The following is a 17,924-nucleotide window of genomic DNA, read 5'->3' as shown; positions in this document are numbered from 1 at the left end:
TGGCTATACTGCCAGAACTTGTACATCTACCCATAAATCGTGATAAAATAGAAATGTGAATGGAGTGATGAAATTGGTTTGCGTAAATGGAATCAATTATGAAGTTATAGAGGAGTTTCGAAATGGATGGAACGAGGAAGAATTTACATCCAGATATAGCGAAATTTTACATAAATACGATTATATCGTTGGTGATTGGGGTTATAATCAGCTTCGGTTACGCGGCTTTTTTGAGGACAATAGCGATAAAGCGAATTATGAAACGAAATTCAGTACAGTGCCTGAATATCTGTTGGAGTTTTGTAATTTCGGTTGTCCTTATTTCATTGTAAAAAAAGTCAAAACGAATGACCCAAAAAAAGAATCAAGTAAACCCTCGAACAAAAAAGAGATGAGTAAAGCAGAAAAAGGGAGCTGACTTGATGTCAGTCCCTTTTTCTTTAGTTGATTTTAATAATCCTGATATGGCGGCTCTGTTTCCCGATCTGGATCACTATGCACGGGGTGTGCACCTGGGAATTGCCGCGGAATGTCCTGATGAAGCGTTTTGTTCTCATAGTTGAAAGCACTGTAATAACGCTGGTCTTCATCAAACGGAGTCGTTTTTCCTAACTTAGCATTGATCGGAGAGCCGTAAGGACCCTCAGGTAAGTCCTCAGGTAAGACGAATTTATGCATCGTCTCTACATTCGAGAAATCAGTGTACTTTTCATTCTCTTTTCGGAAACCTCTTCTTCTTGCCAAAGGACACCACTCCTTCTAGGCTTTAGGATAGGGGACTTCTATCCTTTATTATATTGCCCTGTGGAGTAGGTTATTACTGAAGTTAAAAGCTTACATTATAATTGTCATTTTCCAGCATTTTTTGTTGGTCTAGTGGCCATCTTTCCGTTATTTGGATAAACGGCAGTTGATCTCCTTTGATTTTACGTAAAAAAGGTCTCTGGTGTCCTCTATTTTTTATAACAGTGGTTTTTGGCAAATAAGGTCTCAAATGTCATTAAATCCATGAAAGCAGCTCCTTCTAAGAAAGCACCTCTTCTTCTAAAAATTCTCGAAGCTCTTGCGCATCTTCTTCGTTCAAATTGAAGGCATGTTCTAAATAACCTGGCTCATCCAAGTCATCACGGCCGATAATCCCAAAGCGGCCGCCTTGTATATCCAAAATGAGTGTTTTTCCGTAATGCCGATCTGTTTTCGTAATCGCGAGATCGAAGCGTTGATTTTCTCCCATGAAACTTACGAATCGTGTTTTCGTTTCTTCAACATCGTCGTATAAAAAGAATCGTTCTGTCACCTTTATCTCAACTCCTATTCCATTACTAAGTTCGGTTTGTGCTCCAAATGATGTTGTGCTTTTATCGATCGGATTGTCTTTGTCTTTGCTCTCATGACGAGGGAATCTGTTTCGACATAATCACCAGATAGGAAACGCACACCTTCCAATAGTTCCCCGCTACTTACTCCAGTTGCTGCAAAGATGGCATCATCCCCACGGATAAGGTCGTCTAATTGTAAGAGCTGTGTTGGATCTTCTAATCCCATACGGATGCAACGTTCACGTTCATCATCATTGTGTGGAACTAAACGTGCCTGCATATCTCCACCCAGACATTTGATCGCAGCAGCTGAGATTACGCCTTCTGGTGCGCCGCCTGTTCCAATGAACAAATCAATACCAGTGTTCGGAAGTGCTGCGGCAATAGCAGCGCCAACATCCCCGTCTCCAAATAGTTTAACACGGGCTCCTTTTTTACGGATACGTTCAACCAACTCATCATGTCTAGGTCGTTCTTGAATGATCACAGTAAGATCATGCAGGCGCTTATCATTGGCCTCAGCAACAATATCGATCATTTTTTCAATCGGGTCTGACAAACTTACTTTCCCTGCAGCCGCTTTCCCGACCACAAGCTTTTCCATGTACATATCAGGTGCGTGCAATAAACTTCCTCGATCACCTATAGCAATGACAGCCATGGCATTCGGATGTCCTTTTGCTACTATATTCGTGCCTTCCAACGGATCAACAGCGATATCGACTTCCGGTCCATGGCCGGTACCAACTTCTTCACCGATATACAGCATAGGTGCTTCATCGAGTTCACCTTCCCCGATTACGACAGTACCTTTCAAGTTGACTGAATCAAACATAGCTCTCATGGCCGTGGTAGCAGCATGATCCGCTTCATTTTTCAATCCTCTGCCCATCCATTGTGCTGAAGCGATTGCGGCAGATTCTGTTACTCGTACAATTTCTAAAGCTAATTCGCGATCCATTGTATGCCCCCTAGTTCTTTTATATTAATGTTCTATACTAAATCCCCTAAAACAAACATTCGTATGACATGTTACTCTTATTATGATAACAAGTAATTGTCGAATAGAAAAATATTTCATTGATAGTAAGAATTTTCAAATATTTATGGTACACTTAATGGACTATGGTTCAACCTCTGAGGTGATATAATTTGCAGAATCAACAAAAGTATTGGCTCCATTTCTGGAAGCAGCTGTTTGCTCCTAACCAAAGTCTGCGGTTTTTCCCGCCTCACTTCTGGTTGCGTAATCCTGTTACACCGATTTTAAAAAAATCATATCGTTGCAACCGAACGCATGTTGTAGTCGTTTTTGATGTCCATACCTATAAGCATCAGATTGAACAATTCGGTATGACCTATGTCCAACAATTTGAAAACGATGTACGCAGGTTGTTCAAAAGGTCGTTTGCGAGACAGTAAAAGACGAAGAGATATTGTTTTTACATCAATATTGGGGTGACGATACTGTACTTCTCCTGTCATTACCGCAAGAAAGTAATGTCATCCATATGATTGAGAAATACATAGAAAATATTAAAGCCAATATCAATGAGCATTTCTTCGCTTATGATAAAGAAGATGAAGAAAGCTTTCAAACCGGTTATATAGTGATGGACGCCTATACCGATCACCCTTTCCAGTCAATTTTGATTACCTATCAAAAAGCTCTTGTCATGGCGAAAAAGGGTGTCGGGTCAAAGTACAACCAAATGGTCCACGAGATTAAGGAAATCATCGAAAAAGAAAACTTTTCCTTATACTCACAACCCATCGTCAATGTCCATGAATTAGATGTAATGGCGTGGGAAGTTTTGACAAGAGGTCCTGAACATACCGTCTATGAGCATCCATTACAGCTTTTCAGTATGGCCAGGCAGACGAATATGCTTTATACATTGGAATTACTGGTGATCAAAAAAAACCTGCAAAAAATGAGGGGCCAAGATGCAATTTTCATAAATGTCACACCTCAAACGATCGCCCATAAACATTTTATCGATGATGTAGATGAAATTCTACAAAATCATGTGCATATCAACCCTTCGCAAATTTTTTTGAAATAACAGAAAGTGAATCGGTGCAGCGTTATAGTCATCTGTCAAAGACGATCAAAGACCTCCGAAAGCGGAAGATAAAGATTGCTTTAGATGATACAGGAGCAGGCTATGCGAGTTTAAACTCGATTTCTTTCTTGCGCCCTGATATTATTAAAGTGGATCGTTCCTTAATCGAAAATATCAATGGGAACAAGCTGAAGGAGTCAATGCTGCAAGGGTTGATCCATATTGCGCGGGAGGCGAACGCGCAGATTGTAGTAGAGGGTATTAAGACAGCGGAAGAAGCATCGGTCATGAAACGTAATGGGGTTCATATGGTACAAGGCTTCTTTTACGCACGCCCAAGGTTAATCCCCACTCCAACAGCAGGATAAAGCTTTTAGAAATCAGGTGATAATATGTATTTTGTCGACCGGAAAAAAATTGAGGAACTGTTGCGTTTCATGAACCATCGGCTTGATGCCTTTGAATCTGAAGAGTTTGGGGAAAAGATGAATGATCAGTTGTTCCTTGAGCGGATCGGTCATATGGTGATTGAAACGATCATAGATGTTGGAAACAAGATGATCGATGGCTTCATCATGCGTGACCCCGGAAGTTATGAAGACATCATAGACATTTTGGAAGATGAAAAGGTAGTCTCTAGTGAAGATGCCGAAAGCTTGAAACAAGTCATTTCATTGCGCAAAATGCTTGTACAAAATTACACAGAAGTTGATCATAAGGAAGTTGAACACGTTTTAAGAGCCAATTTGGAGCCTTTGAAGAACTTTCCGAGCCAAGTACGAAGGTATTTGACAGAGGAATTGGGTCCAGTGTCAGCGTTTTTGCCCGATGATCACTTGTAATACACACGTACAGCCGCCTGTAATGGGTGGCTTTTTTATTGTAGAAAGAACTTTAATACAAATCTATCCTAAAAACCTATTCTCAAACCTTTATACAACATTTTTCCCAATGTTCCGTGGTATCCTACAATAAATAAGATAAAATAAATTCAACGTATTTGAGGAAGTGGAGAGAAATGAAATATGAAGGTTATTTGATTGATCTGGACGGTACGATGTATAAAGGAAAGGAACGAATAGAAGAAGCAGTTGAGTTTGTAAAGAAGCTACAAAAAGAGGGTTTATCCTACCTATTCATCACAAACAATTCAGCAAATACACGTCAACAAGTGACTGAAAGGCTTCAGAACTTCGATGTTCCCGTATCACCGGAGCATGTGTTTACATCATCAATGGCGATTGCCGAATATATGAAGCAAGAAAAGCTAGGGAAGCGTGTTTTCATGATAGGCGAAGTAGGTCTTCGAGAAGCAATTGAAAGTAATGGATTTGAAATTGTAGAAGAGGATGCCGATTATGTCGTCATGGGTATCGACCGGAGCCTTACCTATCAAAAATTGGAGAAAGCTTGTTTGGAAGTACGGAAGGGTGCACGTTTCCTTTCTACAAATAAAGATGTGGCATTTCCTACTGACCGGGGATTGGTACCAGGTAATGGGGCATTGACTTCTGTCGTAGCAGTTTCCACAGGTACGGATCCGACTTTTGTCGGCAAGCCTGAGCCGATCATCATGGATTTGGCAATGACAAAAATGGGCTTGCCTAAGGAGAAAGTTCTCATGATAGGTGACAACTATCTAACGGATATTTTGGCAGGTATAAGGGCTGGAATCGACACACTCCTTGTCTTTACTGGAGTCACCACCACACTTGAAGACATTCCACTCGAAGAAAGACCGACCTATTCAATTGATTCATTAGATTTATGGGATATCCAACTCTAAAGAGGAGGAAAGCAGAGCCGAATAGGAAATCAACTCTACTCTGTGTTAGCGGCTCTATGTGCCAGTCTGCTTGACGCAGCGGCCGCTATGGCACCTACGATATCGTCTAAAAACGTATGGCATTTTCCTGAGGTTTTGTCATTCAAAACCTTTAAGATTCCTGGCTTTTGTTTATCAATATATCCGTAATTCGTAAATCCGATCGATCCATAAATGTTGACAATGGAAAGGGCGATTACTTCATCCACGCCATATAGCCCTTCATCCTTTTTCAAAATATGAAGTAAAGGCTCTTCAATCTTGTTGTTTTCAGCTAATATATCGATTTGGATTCCCGTTAAGATTGCATTTTGCACTTCACGCTTGGCGAGTACCCGATCAACATTATATTTACAAGTCTCAATATCGAGATCTGTATGGTACTGGCATTGTAAAAGATACACGAGTTCCGCTATATCATTTTCCGTTACTCCACGATCCCTAAGCCATTGGCGAGCTTTGATCTCGAGTTGATCTTGTTTATCTGAATGGTTTTCTGTCATAGTCTGATCCCCAATCTTTTCAATTTAATCATTGGTTCCATTAAAGCCTATTGTTGATTTCTAAAGATTTTCAGCTAACGAGCTAGTCACTTAGGAAGGGACGGTACGCTCGCTGGTATTCCCCTATGTCTGATTCCTCCGAAGTTCAGGCTCTGGTTTAAGTTTTCTTAGTATATGGTGTTTAGGTTATGTTATGAACAAAATCAAAAATTGCGTGCAAATGATAAACACTCCACCCATCTGTTTCATAAACTACTTATACATGGGAGGGGAGTGAAAGCATTTGTTAGAGCGCGAAATATATCACCACTATAACTTATATGTCGATCATCGAACTCGTATTGGGGGATATGAGGGATTTCGTGCACATGATCGTTATTATGTGTTGGTGCCAATGATGGATGGGAATTATTTAATGCTGCAGGATATGCAGACCCTAATGTCATATTTATATGAAAAAGGAGAAAAAGATCTGCCTGCCTGGGTGACGAACCAAAGAGGAAGAGTGGTTTCCAGAGTTGAAGGACAGGATATGATTCTCTTTGAACTTCCGAGGTTTGAACGATCGGAGCGAGGGTCGATCGGCAAACAGTTGGGTAAATTCCATAAAGCTGGGGAACAGTTTCCGGTGATGAATGAAGATCTGATTCGTTACAACAAGTGGGTTGAACTATGGACATCACGACTTGATCAACTCAAAGAGAGTTACGATGCCATCAGTCAAAGCGGACCCTCAAGTGAGTTCGAGCTTCTTTTCTATGAATCGTTCCCTTATTATGAGGGTTTGACGGAGAATGCGATCCAATATATTGTCGATTATGAGTGGGATCGTAATGGGAAAGAGGAAGGCAGTTATACGATTACGCATGAACGATTCCATTCAGGATCATGGATTCCGATCAAACAAGATGATAACCTATTTATGAAATTACCTCTTAATTTGGTTATCGACCACCCAGTCCGGGATGTTGCAGAATATGTTCGCTATCTGGTCACACAGCAAGCCAAAGGAGATGTGATCTCGGAATTCCTCAATGATTATACCGAAGAAAAGCCTTTGACAAGAGGAGGATGGCGTCTTTTATATGGGCGGTTATTGTATCCTGCTACGTATTTTGATGTGGTGGAGACGTATTACAATGCGACAAGAGCTCATCAGAGAGACGGCTTAGTGGATCATTTGAAGTACGTGTTATCATTAGAGGAAAACCATGAGTCCTTTATGAAAAACTTCTTCAAAATCAGTGCGCTTCCAAAGGATGTCGTTCAGATTGAGCCTGTAGGATGGTTGACAAAGTCATAGTGCCAGGAGGGGGTTTCTGCTGGGCGTCAGGCGTCTTTTGACAAGTGGTATGCTTGTAAGAAGCCAGACACTTATGCACTCCTTCCTATACATATATAACAAAAACTACGAACGAGGAGTGTGAAACAAAAATGGACAACCCTTATGTATTCATCACAAGGAAAGTTCCTGAAGATACGATTGCACCGATAAGAGAGGTAGCAGACGTAAAAATGTGGGATTACGAAGATACCCCTGTGCCGAGAGAGGTTTTGTTGAAAGAAGCCGAAACTGCAACAGCTATTTACTCAATCCTTTCCGATAAAATAGACCGGGAATTATTAGAGAGAGCAAAGAATTTGAAAGTTGTCGGGAACCTTGCTGTGGGTTATGACAATGTGGACGTAGAAGCGGCGACAGAACATGGCGTTATCGTTTGTAACACTCCAGATGTATTGACCGATACGACAGCAGATTTGGCTTTCGCTCTTCTGATGGCGGCAGCGCGCCGGATTCCAGAAGCCCAACAATATATAAAAGATGGAAAATGGGATAACTGGAGTCCTTTATTATTAGCAGGGCAAGATGTTCACCATAAAACCCTCGGAATCGTCGGTATGGGACGGATCGGGGAAACAGTAGCGAAAAGGGCAACTGGTTTTGAGATGAATATTTTGTATCACAATCGTTCACGGAATGAAAAAGCGGAAAAAGAGTTTGGTGCTGCTTATGTTTCCTTCGATGAACTTTTAGATACTGCGGATTATGTTCTTAACTTGACCCCGTTGACACCAGAAACAGAAGGCATGTTCAACCGAGATGTTTTCAGCAAGATGAATAAGAATGCGATTTTCCTGAATGTAGGTAGAGGGGGAGCAGTCGTAGAAGAAGATTTGGTTGCAGCAATAGAAAATGGTGAGATAGCCGGGGCTGGTTTAGACGTTTTTGAAAAAGAACCGATTCCAGAAGATCATCCATTGATGAAATTTCCGAATGTCGTCTGCCTGCCGCACATAGGGAGTGCGAGTGTTGAAACAAGGAAAGCAATGTGTAGTTTGACCTCCCGGAATATCAGGGCGGTACTGCGTGGTGAAAAGCCTGAAGCAGCGGTGAATTGGAATAAGTGAAAGAAAAAAGAGCGGATCTCCATTCGGGTCCGCTCTTCCGTTTATAAAGCCTGCTCTAAGCATACTTTGCCAGGTTGATTTTAAAATACTTGTTCTAATTCCGTTACACCAGGTACCTCTTCAAGTAATGCACGCTCGATACCCGCTTTTAATGTAATGGTTGAACTTGGGCAGCTTCCGCATGCTCCCATCAATCGAACTTTGACGATTCCGTCTTCGATATCTACCAGTTCAACGTCTCCACCATCACGAAGCAGGAAAGGTCGTAATTTATCAAGTACCTCTTCGACTTGTTCACGCATAAATATCTACCCCTTTCTTAATCCTTATTATAATCATTTTCATGAAAAAATGCTATTGTTAAAAGCTGTTTATCCTCATTTTTTATCTTATCACATCCAAAAAGCGGTTGAAATAAGCCGTTTGAAGGATTTTGAAAGTTTCCTCAAGGTACTGCCTTTTTCTCAATTACCTTTACCTAAATAATAATAACCTAGATAATATGTATGAAAAATTTGGTAAAGTTAAAGGACTGCCCCATAACAGTGTCTAACACGATTGTTTTTGGGACAACCCCGATATAAGGTTTAATTTGTGTGGTATTTGTACATCCAGAGGATGCCTGATTTCAGAAGCCTTGGGACCCGGCCAGTTAGAGCCGTACCTTTCATCATACCGAAACCGTGCTTTTTACCAAGTGAACCTAGGACACCTTTAAGCTTGATTTTAGGAAGATCCTCAAGCGGTTCATCTTTCCAAAGCTTCAGCAGGACTTCCACGATTTGATCTCCTTGGCCTTCAGCGAGCTGGGCGCTTGGCGCGTGAGGTAAGCTTGCGCAATCGCCTACAACGAATACATGTTGATCATCGGGAAGATGGTGATGCGGTGACAAGACAACGCGCCCGGAATCATCTTTTTCTACATCAAGTTCTCGAACAAGACGGTTCGGTTGGATTCCAGCTGTCCAAACAATTGCATCACAAGGAATTTCTTGGTCATTGTTATATAAGATGTTCGGTTCAACACGTGTTATGTTGGATCTGTTGACGACCTCTACACCATGATCGATGAACCATTTCTGGACATAATTGCTCAGGCGCTTAGGAAAAGTAGATAGGATCGTTTCACCGCGGTCAAATAGCTTGATCGACAAATCCGGGCGGCTTTCACGAAGTTCACTGGCAAGTTCAACACCGCTTAATCCTGCACCCACTACACCAACAACAGCTTTAGGCGAAAGGTTGTTCAGTTTTTGATAGGTTTCCCGTGATTTATCAATTGTCTGGATGCTTAACGTATGCTCAGGGGCACCAGGCACTCCGTGATATTTGTCTTCACATCCTAAACCGATGATGAGATCATCATATTCAAGCGATTCATCATCTTCGAACTCAATTTCCTTATTGTTCAGGTCAATGTTGGTGACCTCTCCATACTTGACTATGACACGAGGGTCTTCTGGAAAGCTGACCCGGATGTGATGATCTGAAACTGTACCCGCTGCAAGAGCGTAGTACTCTGTTTTCAAACAATGGTACGGTAGACGATCTACTAATGTGATTTGTATGTCTTCTGGAAGCTCGGAATCAAGCAATCCGTGGATGATCTTCATACCACCGTATCCAGCACCTAAGATGACAAGCTTTTTCATTCTGTCATTTCCCCTTTTTTCATAAAATCCTTGTATGCTGACTTCCAATAATGTCATGACACGTTGAATCAGAGATTCTTTCGTATCGTCGGTGTGAGATGTCGACAAAACATAATGGAAATGGCTGTTACAAACATGAGCACAAGAAGTCAAGTCGATGTGTGAACTTAATTCACCTCTAATGCTTCCTCTATTTAAAATCGTCCTCCAATGCTTGATTAGAGGGCTTTTTTCTTTTATAACAGTTGCCCAGAGATCTTTCGTGAAATCCGAATCAAGATCATAATACGTTAATAGATGACGGACTAACACTTCCATTTGCTTTTGGAAGGGTTGTGAAAGAATATACCCTTTTTCCAGGAAAATACTCAATGTATCGAGGCGCTCTTCAGCAAAATGCTGCATTAAATCCTCTTTTGTAGGGAAATAATTGAAAAACGTACCTTTTGCAATATTAGCTCTTTCGGTAATTTCCTTGACGCTTGTATGGGCATATCCTTTTTCATAGAAAAGTTCCAATGCAGCTTTCACAATGTTATCTTCTGTAAAATTCCTTTTTTTGTTGCGGTTCACTTTAAGCCGCATCTCCTTTACGTGTTAAAAAAGAAATAGATCATACCTGTATGAAATAGGGAATTAACACCCCGTTTTCCAAGTAAATGACCGTGGTCATCTGTAGTATAACGAAATTGTGACAAATCTACAACAATCATCTGTAAAAAATATGTTGATAAGCCCCGTATGTTGACGGAAATCAGTGTAAGGATGTAGGATAAGGATGGAAAGAAAGGTGGTTGAAAATGAGGCCAATCATCGAATTTTGTGTAAGTAATCTGGCTAACGGATCTCAAAGTGCAAGAGAAGTACTTGAACGTGATCCGAACCTCGATGTTATTGAATATGGTTGTCTCGGAAACTGTGGACAATGCTTTCGATCACCGTACGCATTAGTGAACGGTGAATACGTTCCTGGTGAAACACCAGAGGAACTTGTCGACAATATTTATCAATATTTAGAAGAAAACCCGATGTTTTAAAGGGTGTAAATAGATTTCGGAACAGATCTCTTTCAAATGGAAGAGGTCTGTTCTTTTTTATCCAAGTTCTGTGAAAGTTCATATACGAAATTCACTCCCTTTCGAGGGATAAAGAAAAGCGGAAGCGCCCCGCTTAGTCACGTAGGTCACTGGAAAACTGACGAGGAGGCTCGAACCAAACAAAGTTCGGTAATGTGTGGGCTCACACATAAGATGTAAATCAATGTGTCGACCGCCGCAGGAAGTTTGAAGTGATCCAAGTGACTGGTCGCTGAGCTAGACATCACTTCTGGCTCGCTTTTCCCGCAGGAGTGTCATAAATTTCACTTTAGAGAATTTTCCTGCAAAACCTAAGAAATCAAGACTTTAAGCGGCTGAGTTTATTGAATTAAGATGGATATATATGGACAAGAAGGGGAATATAACCGTAAACCTATCCATACTTGAAAAAATTTTGCAACAAAAAAGATAGTTAAATGCTTTGTTATTTAGGGTAATAGGAAAACGTTGGTGTATGAGGAACAATAGTGAAAACAAAATTACCTCTTGTAATTTTGTCGAATTCTGTTACATTATTATTTGTGAAACGTTAGATGTCAGACAACATACCTTGACGCGAAAAGAAAGCGTTTTCGGTTTCATTACAATATATTAGGGGAGTGAACATTATGCAATATTTATGGGGGATCGTCGGTATTATAACGATCTTACTCATTGCGTTTCTTGTGTCGAATAACAAAAGGAAAATTCGACTAAGAACAGTGTTAGGCGGTCTAGCAATCCAGATTGGGTTTGCGCTGATTGTTATGAAATGGAATGCTGGTAAAGCCGCATTACAAAAGGTTTCCATGGTTGTTCAAAACATCGTGAACAATGCAAACGAAGGTATTGAGTTCCTGTTCGGAGGACTTGTTGCTGAAGATAGTGGTCTTGGATTCATTTTTGCGTTCCAAGTATTGACGATCATTATCTTCTTCTCATCTTTAATCGCCGTACTCTATTATCTCGGAGTCATGCAATGGATCATCCGTTTGATTGGTGGAGCTATTTCTGCCCTACTAGGTACAAGTAAAGCAGAATCCCTTTCAGCAACTGCAAACATTTTCGTAGGTCAAACTGAAGCACCATTGGTTATTCGCCCTTACTTACCACGAATGACACAATCTGAGCTTTTTGCTGTCATGGTCGGTGGACTTGCTTCGGTTGCTGGATCTGTATTGATTGGTTACAGCTTGCTGGGTGTACCACTCGAATACTTGTTAGCTGCAAGTTTCATGGCGGCACCAGCCGGATTAGTCATGGCGAAAATTATTTTGCCTGAAACAGAAGTATCTGAAACAACAGATGAAATCAAAATGGAAAAAGATATTGAAGCAGTCAACGTGATCGATGCTGCAGCACGAGGGGCTTCTGATGGATTGAAGCTTGCCTTGAATGTAGGGGCGATGTTGCTTGCATTCATCGCATTGATTGCTATGTTGAACGGTCTCCTAGGTTGGATCGGTGAATTGTTCGGATATGGACAACTATCCCTTGAATTGGTTCTTGGATATGTTTTCGCACCTTTTGCATTCATCGTCGGTGTCCCTTGGGAAGAGGCAGTTCGTGCAGGAAACTTCATTGGACAAAAGCTTGTACTGAATGAATTCGTTGCATACTCTGCATTCGCTCCTGAGATTCCTGAACTAAGTGCCAAGACGGTAGCAGTTGTCAGTTTTGCGCTTTGTGGATTTGCAAACTTATCATCTCTTGCAATTCTACTTGGTGGCCTTGGTGGTATTGCGCCAAACCGTCGTCCAGACATTGCAAGACTCGGTATAAAAGCCATTATTGCTGGTTCACTTGCGAACATGTTGAGTGCAGCAATCGCTGGTATGTTGATCTGATTATAAGAACTCTTTAAGCTAAGTAGCTCCTCGTCACAGGCGGGGGGCTATTTTCCATTGTGTCCATGCCGTATTTCACTTAATCGTACGGTTTTAGACATAAGTGGATTTTTTAGACTAATAAGTCAGATTTTTACCTTAAACACGAATTTTTATCCTTATTCCTTACAATGTATGGATTTGGACCTGCATTTTGGTAAAATGTACCTATCGTACTAAGCGGATTTTCAAACATCAGTCGCTGACTGCTTTAGACATTTTTGTAGTAAGATGTAATGTTGTTGTAACGGTAGGAAGTATCCATTGTCAATCCACGAAAAGCTGATTATACTAATAAAACAAAGAGAAAGAGCAGGGGGAAAAGCATGTCTTCTTTCAGGTACACATGGCCGTATGAACGGATGATGAAAGATATATATATCCAGCAGTGTCCTTATTGCGGCAAGGAAAATATATTGACAAATTTAAAAGAAGAAGACCTTCAAAATGCAAAAGAAGGCTTTCGAACATATTTGATAATGCCTTGTTGCCACTCGAAAATGACGATTCTTAAGGCAGATGAAGATTACTTCTGGACGACAGAACAATTGCGATGATGGAGGAAGCATAATGGCTCAATTTAATTTCACTAAAATGCACGGACTGGGGAATAATTACATCTATGTAAATATGTTTGAAGAATCACTTCGGGAAGACCAGCTATCTTCAATCGCAGTTTCTGTTTCAAATCAGAATACAGGGATCGGCTCTGATGGACTCATTTTGATAGCTCCCTCTGATCGTGCAGATGTACTTATGCGCATTTTTAATAACGATGGCTCTGAAGCGAAGAATTGCGGAAACGGATTACGCTGTGTCGCTAAATATGTCTATGAACACAACCTCGTCGAGGAAGAACATTTTACGATTGAAACTCTCGGAGGTATTGTACAAGCTCAGGTTCTTCCAGAAGGGGAAAAGGTTCATCAGATTACGATCAACATGGGAAAACCACGGTTTAAACGCTCGGACCTTCCTATGGTCGGTACGGGAAATCCTGATGATCATGTTTTGCGAGAAAAAATGGATGTTATGGACTATCACCTCGAGCTTACAGGCGTATCGATGGGAAATCCACATGCCATCTTTTTTATTGAAGACATTGAAACAGCTCCTGTCCTTACTGTCGGGCCTGTTTTGGAAAAGTCGGAAAATTTTCCAGAAGGTGTTAATGTAGAGTTTGTCGAAATGATTGATGAAAAGGAAATGCACTTTCGCGTATGGGAAAGAGGCTCTGGTGTAACTCAGGCCTGTGGAACAGGAGCCTGCGCAGCTGTTGTTGCTGCTGTCTTGAACGATAAGGCGAAACGGGATGAAGAAGTGATTGTCCATTTATCGGGTGGGGATTTACGCATAACGTGGACTGAAAGTGGTGATGTATTGATGACTGGGCCGGCCGTCACCATTTGTGAAGGAACATACTATTATGAAAGTACGGACTTCAAAAAACAATAGGACAGTACAATAACCGTAAAGTACACCTGTTTGTTCCAGTGTAGAGTATAGGAGTGGTGGCGTATGATTCAGACATCGAAATCGATATTGTTCAAAAAATATAATGAGCAAATTGAGTGCCTACGTAGTGAAATGATCCGCACCGCTCGAGTATTAGGTTTGAATCACCCGAAAGTATTGTATTATAGTCAAGAAATAGATCGACGTCATAATGATTTGAACCGATTAAAGGAAGATGGCATTACGAGCCTGGATGGTTGAGGTTCGATGGATACCGCTGTATACTAATGTATAGAGATATGAAAGGAGTGATCCCTGATGATTACAATTACAGAAGCTGCTGTAAATCAAATCAAGCAGATGATGGCTGCTGAAGAAGGAGATAACCTATTTCTGCGTGTTGGAATTCAAGGCGGAGGTTGTAGTGGCCTTTCATATGGCATGGGATTTGATAGTGAAGTTCAAGACACGGATACGACATTCGAACAACATGGCATAGGTGTAGTGGTCGATTCTGATAGTAAGAAGGCTTTGGAAGGTACGACCATCGATTATAAACAAAACATGATGGGTGGCGGTTTCACGATCGACAACCCGAATGCGATCGCTTCATGCGGATGTGGTTCATCATTCAAAACCGCAACGAATGAAGGAACTCCGGAAGAATGCTGATTATGAGGATAACGAGCTGGTACCATTATGGTGTCAGCTTTTTTTTGTTTAAAGGGAAGATTTTCGAGTGTAGTGATTGAAGATCACTCGGTTTCTGAATCCGTAATAAAAATCAGGCGGTTTCGGTCATACTAACAGAAAAAGGAGATGACTGGAACAGTGGCAGAAAGGACAGATGACAAGTCGACACGCGATCGGAAAATCATGAACGCCAACTATATGGTATATGCAGTCATATTAGGTATCCCGGTTCTGGGATTATTAATTTATTTGATGTACTACTTGATGTAACATCGGTGCCAGGTACATTCAAAGAAGTCAAGCGTAGCAAGGCTTTCAAAATGTGCCTGGCACCCAAACAGATGAAAAAGACTTCGGCCTGGTTGCCGAAGTCTTTTTTTAAAATAAGCTTGTGCTGTGCATTGGTTGTACTTTAGCGTTCGGATCAATGTAAGCTTTCGCGTTGTTAATGGCGGTTGGTGCTTCACCGAAGCCCGTCGCGATCAATTTGACTTTTCCATCATAAGTACAAATATCACCAGCTGCATAGATGCCAGGTACATTCGTTTCCATACGGGAGTTTACGACGATGGAATTCTTTTGGATTTCAAGGCCCCATTCTTTGATGGGTCCAAGTGAAGAGATGAAACCATAGTTTACGATAAGTGAATCACATTCGATCACTTCTTCATTTTCACCTTTACTTTCTTTTAAAACCACTTTGTTGACACCATTATCATCGCCAATGATTTCTTTGATTTGATAAGGCGTCTTGATATTGATTTTGGAATTCATTAGTTGTTCGACACTATGCTCATGCGCTCTGAACTTATCACGACGGTGAGTCAATGTTACCTCTTGAGCGATTGGTTCGAGCATGTTAGCCCAGTCTACAGCGGAATCTCCACCACCGCAAACAACAACCTTCTGACCAGCGAATGCATTCAGATCATTTACGAAGTAGTGTAAGTTTTTCCCTTCATAGCTTTTCGCATTGTCATGCTCCAAGCGTCTTGGTTGGAAAGCACCGACTCCTGCTGTGATGATGACAGCTTTTGTATAATGGACCTCTTTGTCAGTTGTAAGCTTGAAGTTATTATCGTCCATTCTTTCTACCTTTTGGACAGATTGCTCCAAGGCAACTGTTGGATTGAACTGAAATGCTTGCTCTTTCAAGTTATTGACGAGATCTTGTGCGAGAACCTTCGGAAATCCTGCCACATCATATATGTATTTTTCAGGATAAAGCGCCGATAATTGGCCTCCCAACTGAGGCATACTTTCGATGATTTTTACCTTTAGCTGTCTCATGCCTCCGTAAAATGCGGTGAATAACCCTGTCGGCCCTCCACCTATGATCGTCACGTCAAAGACATCGTGTTGCTCGGTCATATCATTCTACACCCCCAGTTATCTGTTTGTACCCATTATAACCTTTAATAATCAATTTAGAAAAGGGGAAAACTAAGTAATAGATTTGTTCGTAAAAAAGTTCCGGGCTATGGGTTGAAAAAAATTCAAAAAAGGTCTAAGATTGACCATGGGACAAATGCGTCTAAATTATGACATATTACGCAATAGTACGTGAAATGTGTAACAAACTTTCGGGGAACATCTATAAAATAGTATGATTGTCCAGAATAACACACTAGAAGAGGTGGAGAGAAATGAGCAGACCAAAAATCGTCATTCTTGGCGCCGGATATGGCGGAATAATGACAGCAACTCGTCTCACAAAAGAACTTGGGATGAACGAAGCGGAAATCACGCTAGTCAACAAACATAATTACCACTACCAAACAACTTGGTTGCATGAGCCTGCTGCAGGAACATTGCACCACGATCGTACACGTATGCCGATCAAAGACGTCATCGACACGAATCGTATCAATTTCGTCCAAGATACTGTTGTTTCTATCGATGACAACACAAAGACCGTTAAATTGGAAAACGGGGAACTTGCTTACGATTATCTCGTCATAGGACTTGGCTTCGAGTCTGAAACATTCGGAATCCCTGGTGTTAAGGACTATGCATTCAATATCCGAAGCGTAAACACTGTTCGGAAAATCCGAGAACACATCGAATATCTATTCGCAAGCTACAATAATGAGCCGAATCCGTCTGACAGCATGCTTACAATCGTAGTAGCAGGTGCTGGATTCACTGGAATCGAATTCATTGGGGAAATGGCAGATCGTATTCCTGAGCTTTGCGCTGAATTTGATGTTCCGCGTGAAAGAGTACGTTTGATCTGTGCTGAAGCGGCACCGACAGTACTTCCGGGCTTTGATGAAGAGCTTGTAGAGTACGCAGTCAACCTTCTTGAAAGCAAAGGTGTAGAGTTTATGCTCGGCACACCAATTAAAGAAGTGACAGCAGACGGTGTTGTATTAGAAGAAGAGGAAATCAAAGCTGATACGATTGTTTGGACGACTGGAATCCGTGGAAACTCCATCGTTGAGAACTCTGGTTTTGAAACGATGCGCGGCCGGATCAAGGTTGAAGGTGACCTTCGTGCGCCTGGTAAAGATCATGTCTTCATCGTCGGTGACTGTGCATTGATCATCAATGAAGAGATCAATCGCCCGTACCCGCCAACTGCACAGATTGCTATCCAACAAGCGTTCACGGTTGCTCGTAACTTGAAAGCACTGATTAATGGTACCAAGACAGAGACTTTCGTACCGGAAATCAAAGGTACAGTTGCTTCATTAGGTAAAGGGGAAGCAATCGGTAAAGTTGGGAATAAGAAGCTTTATGGTGCAACAGCTGCTGCGATGAAAAAGATCATCGACAACCGCTACTTGTTCTTATTAGGCGGAATCCCACTTGTTGTGAAAAAAGGTAAACTTAAGTTATTCTAATATTTGATACAATAAAGGGTGAAGCTGGTTGAATCGGCTTCACCCTTTTTTAGTTTTGTCTATCAATCATGACAACTTCATTTTCCATTTGCCTTTTAATGGCTGCGGTTAAAATATCGTTTGGGGGAACAAAGGAGCAGATTCACGAGCGTTTATTGGCTCAAATTAAGATAGTATTTTTTCGAATTCGCAAA

23 protein-coding genes and 1 pseudogene are annotated in these 17,924 nt (G+C 41.3%); 16 read left to right on the top strand and 8 right to left on the bottom strand.

What is annotated here, in order from left to right; translation table 11 throughout:
• The first annotated feature begins 73 nt into the window (after positions 1–73).
• Entirely contained in the window at positions 74–418 is a 345-nt protein-coding gene (locus ACJROX_RS22835) for a YutD family protein (RefSeq protein WP_408007501.1), read from the top strand.
• Between the two features lie 32 nt (positions 419–450).
• Here the strand turns inward: ACJROX_RS22835 and ACJROX_RS22830 are convergent, their stop codons facing one another.
• The 3 genes from ACJROX_RS22830 to glpX form a co-directional block, all read right to left on the bottom strand.
• Positions 451–678, bottom strand: coding sequence for a hypothetical protein (locus tag ACJROX_RS22830; RefSeq protein ID WP_408011742.1), 228 nt, complete (start codon positions 676–678; stop codon positions 451–453).
• A gap of 346 nt (positions 679–1,024) precedes the next feature.
• The gene (locus ACJROX_RS22825) at positions 1,025–1,297 is read right to left on the bottom strand and encodes a DUF3055 domain-containing protein (protein WP_408007499.1); all 273 of its coding nucleotides are present in this window, start codon (positions 1,295–1,297) and stop codon (positions 1,025–1,027) included.
• A gap of 14 nt (positions 1,298–1,311) precedes the next feature.
• Positions 1,312–2,280, bottom strand: coding sequence for a class II fructose-bisphosphatase (gene glpX, locus ACJROX_RS22820; RefSeq protein WP_408007498.1), 969 nt, complete (start codon positions 2,278–2,280; stop codon positions 1,312–1,314).
• Positions 2,281–2,471: 191 nt separating this feature from the next.
• Here glpX and ACJROX_RS22815 point away from each other — a divergent pair, with 191 nt between their 5' ends.
• From ACJROX_RS22815 to ACJROX_RS22795, 5 genes are all read left to right on the top strand, one after another.
• Complete coding sequence (locus ACJROX_RS22815; protein ID WP_408007497.1) at positions 2,472–2,741, top strand: hypothetical protein; 270 nt, start codon at positions 2,472–2,474, stop codon at positions 2,739–2,741.
• A gap of 14 nt (positions 2,742–2,755) precedes the next feature.
• Positions 2,756–3,385: an EAL domain-containing protein gene (locus tag ACJROX_RS22810; RefSeq protein ID WP_408007496.1), complete on the top strand. Its 630-nt coding sequence runs from the start codon at positions 2,756–2,758 to the stop codon at positions 3,383–3,385.
• A gap of 14 nt (positions 3,386–3,399) precedes the next feature.
• Positions 3,400–3,753: an EAL domain-containing protein gene (locus ACJROX_RS22805; RefSeq protein WP_408007495.1), complete on the top strand. Its 354-nt coding sequence runs from the start codon at positions 3,400–3,402 to the stop codon at positions 3,751–3,753.
• A 24-nt stretch (positions 3,754–3,777) separates the two neighbouring features.
• Positions 3,778–4,227 carry a type VII toxin-antitoxin system HepT family RNase toxin gene (gene hepT, locus ACJROX_RS22800; protein ID WP_408007494.1) on the top strand — a complete coding sequence of 150 codons (450 nt, stop codon included), beginning with the start codon at positions 3,778–3,780 and terminating at the stop codon, positions 4,225–4,227.
• 176 nt (positions 4,228–4,403) lie between these two features.
• On the top strand, positions 4,404–5,171 hold the full coding sequence (locus ACJROX_RS22795) for a TIGR01457 family HAD-type hydrolase (RefSeq protein WP_408007493.1): 768 nt from the start codon (positions 4,404–4,406) through the stop codon (positions 5,169–5,171).
• 35 nt (positions 5,172–5,206) lie between these two features.
• Here ACJROX_RS22795 and ACJROX_RS22790 read toward each other — a convergent pair whose 3' ends face one another.
• Positions 5,207–5,713: a phosphatidylglycerophosphatase A gene (locus ACJROX_RS22790; protein WP_408007492.1), complete on the bottom strand. Its 507-nt coding sequence runs from the start codon at positions 5,711–5,713 to the stop codon at positions 5,207–5,209.
• A gap of 283 nt (positions 5,714–5,996) precedes the next feature.
• Between ACJROX_RS22790 and yutH the strand changes: the two genes are divergently transcribed.
• Together yutH and ACJROX_RS22780 are read left to right on the top strand one after the other, a co-directional pair.
• The gene (gene yutH / locus ACJROX_RS22785) at positions 5,997–7,016 is read left to right on the top strand and encodes a spore coat putative kinase YutH (RefSeq protein ID WP_408007491.1); all 1,020 of its coding nucleotides are present in this window, start codon (positions 5,997–5,999) and stop codon (positions 7,014–7,016) included.
• Between the two features lie 131 nt (positions 7,017–7,147).
• The gene (locus ACJROX_RS22780) at positions 7,148–8,122 is read left to right on the top strand and encodes a 2-hydroxyacid dehydrogenase (RefSeq protein WP_408007490.1); all 975 of its coding nucleotides are present in this window, start codon (positions 7,148–7,150) and stop codon (positions 8,120–8,122) included.
• An 80-nt stretch (positions 8,123–8,202) separates the two neighbouring features.
• Here the strand turns inward: ACJROX_RS22780 and ACJROX_RS22775 are convergent, their stop codons facing one another.
• The 3 genes and pseudogenes from ACJROX_RS22775 to ACJROX_RS22765 form a co-directional block, all read right to left on the bottom strand.
• The gene (locus tag ACJROX_RS22775; RefSeq protein ID WP_221566648.1) at positions 8,203–8,424 is read right to left on the bottom strand and encodes a NifU family protein; all 222 of its coding nucleotides are present in this window, start codon (positions 8,422–8,424) and stop codon (positions 8,203–8,205) included.
• A gap of 285 nt (positions 8,425–8,709) precedes the next feature.
• A complete protein-coding gene (locus tag ACJROX_RS22770) occupies positions 8,710–9,774 on the bottom strand; it encodes an NAD(P)/FAD-dependent oxidoreductase (RefSeq protein WP_408011741.1) in 1,065 nt (354 codons plus the stop codon).
• A gap of 411 nt (positions 9,775–10,185) precedes the next feature.
• Positions 10,186–10,359, bottom strand: a pseudogene (locus ACJROX_RS22765) (TetR/AcrR family transcriptional regulator); the annotation flags it as partial.
• Positions 10,360–10,574: 215 nt separating this feature from the next.
• Here ACJROX_RS22765 and ACJROX_RS22760 point away from each other — a divergent pair.
• The 7 genes from ACJROX_RS22760 (at position 10,575) to ACJROX_RS22730 (ending at position 15,154) form a co-directional block, all read left to right on the top strand.
• A complete protein-coding gene (locus ACJROX_RS22760; protein ID WP_408007489.1) occupies positions 10,575–10,811 on the top strand; it encodes a YuzB family protein in 237 nt (78 codons plus the stop codon).
• Between the two features lie 668 nt (positions 10,812–11,479).
• The gene (locus ACJROX_RS22755) at positions 11,480–12,697 is read left to right on the top strand and encodes a NupC/NupG family nucleoside CNT transporter (protein ID WP_408007488.1); all 1,218 of its coding nucleotides are present in this window, start codon (positions 11,480–11,482) and stop codon (positions 12,695–12,697) included.
• A gap of 365 nt (positions 12,698–13,062) precedes the next feature.
• Positions 13,063–13,293: a hypothetical protein gene (locus tag ACJROX_RS22750; protein ID WP_408007486.1), complete on the top strand. Its 231-nt coding sequence runs from the start codon at positions 13,063–13,065 to the stop codon at positions 13,291–13,293.
• Positions 13,294–13,306: 13 nt separating this feature from the next.
• Positions 13,307–14,191, top strand: a complete 885-nt coding sequence (gene dapF / locus ACJROX_RS22745) for a diaminopimelate epimerase (protein ID WP_408007485.1) — start codon at positions 13,307–13,309, stop codon at positions 14,189–14,191.
• A 63-nt stretch (positions 14,192–14,254) separates the two neighbouring features.
• Positions 14,255–14,452, top strand: a complete 198-nt coding sequence (locus ACJROX_RS22740; RefSeq protein WP_408007484.1) for a Spo0E family sporulation regulatory protein-aspartic acid phosphatase — start codon at positions 14,255–14,257, stop codon at positions 14,450–14,452.
• Positions 14,453–14,509: 57 nt separating this feature from the next.
• Positions 14,510–14,863 carry an iron-sulfur cluster insertion protein ErpA gene (gene erpA / locus ACJROX_RS22735; RefSeq protein WP_408007483.1) on the top strand — a complete coding sequence of 118 codons (354 nt, stop codon included), beginning with the start codon at positions 14,510–14,512 and terminating at the stop codon, positions 14,861–14,863.
• A 159-nt stretch (positions 14,864–15,022) separates the two neighbouring features.
• Positions 15,023–15,154 carry a hypothetical protein gene (locus ACJROX_RS22730; protein ID WP_408007482.1) on the top strand — a complete coding sequence of 44 codons (132 nt, stop codon included), beginning with the start codon at positions 15,023–15,025 and terminating at the stop codon, positions 15,152–15,154.
• Positions 15,155–15,262: 108 nt separating this feature from the next.
• Here the strand turns inward: ACJROX_RS22730 and ACJROX_RS22725 are convergent, their stop codons facing one another.
• Entirely contained in the window at positions 15,263–16,255 is a 993-nt protein-coding gene (locus ACJROX_RS22725; RefSeq protein WP_408007481.1) for an NAD(P)/FAD-dependent oxidoreductase, read from the bottom strand.
• Positions 16,256–16,530: 275 nt separating this feature from the next.
• Here ACJROX_RS22725 and ACJROX_RS22720 point away from each other — a divergent pair, with 275 nt between their 5' ends.
• Complete coding sequence (locus tag ACJROX_RS22720) at positions 16,531–17,730, top strand: NAD(P)/FAD-dependent oxidoreductase (RefSeq protein WP_408007480.1); 1,200 nt, start codon at positions 16,531–16,533, stop codon at positions 17,728–17,730.
• Positions 17,731–17,924 lie beyond the last annotated feature (194 nt).

It is taken from the genome of Pseudalkalibacillus sp. A8 (assembly GCF_045920555.1).
Classification (GTDB): Bacteria; Bacillota; Bacilli; order Bacillales; family Fictibacillaceae; genus Pseudalkalibacillus.
The sequence above is the reverse complement of the archived record's forward strand: the minus strand, read 5'-3'. Positions and strand labels throughout refer to the sequence as shown.

Excerpts from the sequence above, each read along its gene's own strand:
- ACJROX_RS22740 (WP_408007484.1), top strand. The coding sequence starts at position 14,255 with ATGATTCAGACATCGAAATCGATATTGTTCAAAAAATATAATGAGCAA.
- erpA (WP_408007483.1), top strand. The coding sequence starts at position 14,510 with ATGATTACAATTACAGAAGCTGCTGTAAATCAAATCAAGCAGATGATG.
- ACJROX_RS22780 (WP_408007490.1), top strand. The coding sequence starts at position 7,148 with ATGGACAACCCTTATGTATTCATCACAAGGAAAGTTCCTGAAGATACG.
- ACJROX_RS22830 (WP_408011742.1), bottom strand. The coding sequence starts at position 678 with ATGCATAAATTCGTCTTACCTGAGGACTTACCTGAGGGTCCTTACGGC.
- ACJROX_RS22760 (WP_408007489.1), top strand. The coding sequence starts at position 10,575 with ATGAGGCCAATCATCGAATTTTGTGTAAGTAATCTGGCTAACGGATCT.
- ACJROX_RS22750 (WP_408007486.1), top strand. The coding sequence starts at position 13,063 with ATGTCTTCTTTCAGGTACACATGGCCGTATGAACGGATGATGAAAGAT.
- hepT (WP_408007494.1), top strand. The coding sequence starts at position 3,778 with ATGTATTTTGTCGACCGGAAAAAAATTGAGGAACTGTTGCGTTTCATG.
- ACJROX_RS22770 (WP_408011741.1), bottom strand. The coding sequence starts at position 9,774 with ATGAAAAAGCTTGTCATCTTAGGTGCTGGATACGGTGGTATGAAGATC.
- ACJROX_RS22720 (WP_408007480.1), top strand. The coding sequence starts at position 16,531 with ATGAGCAGACCAAAAATCGTCATTCTTGGCGCCGGATATGGCGGAATA.
- glpX (WP_408007498.1), bottom strand. The coding sequence starts at position 2,280 with ATGGATCGCGAATTAGCTTTAGAAATTGTACGAGTAACAGAATCTGCC.
- ACJROX_RS22755 (WP_408007488.1), top strand. The coding sequence starts at position 11,480 with ATGCAATATTTATGGGGGATCGTCGGTATTATAACGATCTTACTCATT.
- ACJROX_RS22725 (WP_408007481.1), bottom strand. The coding sequence starts at position 16,255 with ATGACCGAGCAACACGATGTCTTTGACGTGACGATCATAGGTGGAGGG.
- dapF (WP_408007485.1), top strand. The coding sequence starts at position 13,307 with ATGGCTCAATTTAATTTCACTAAAATGCACGGACTGGGGAATAATTAC.
- ACJROX_RS22795 (WP_408007493.1), top strand. The coding sequence starts at position 4,404 with ATGAAATATGAAGGTTATTTGATTGATCTGGACGGTACGATGTATAAA.
- ACJROX_RS22790 (WP_408007492.1), bottom strand. The coding sequence starts at position 5,713 with ATGACAGAAAACCATTCAGATAAACAAGATCAACTCGAGATCAAAGCT.
- ACJROX_RS22775 (WP_221566648.1), bottom strand. The coding sequence starts at position 8,424 with ATGCGTGAACAAGTCGAAGAGGTACTTGATAAATTACGACCTTTCCTG.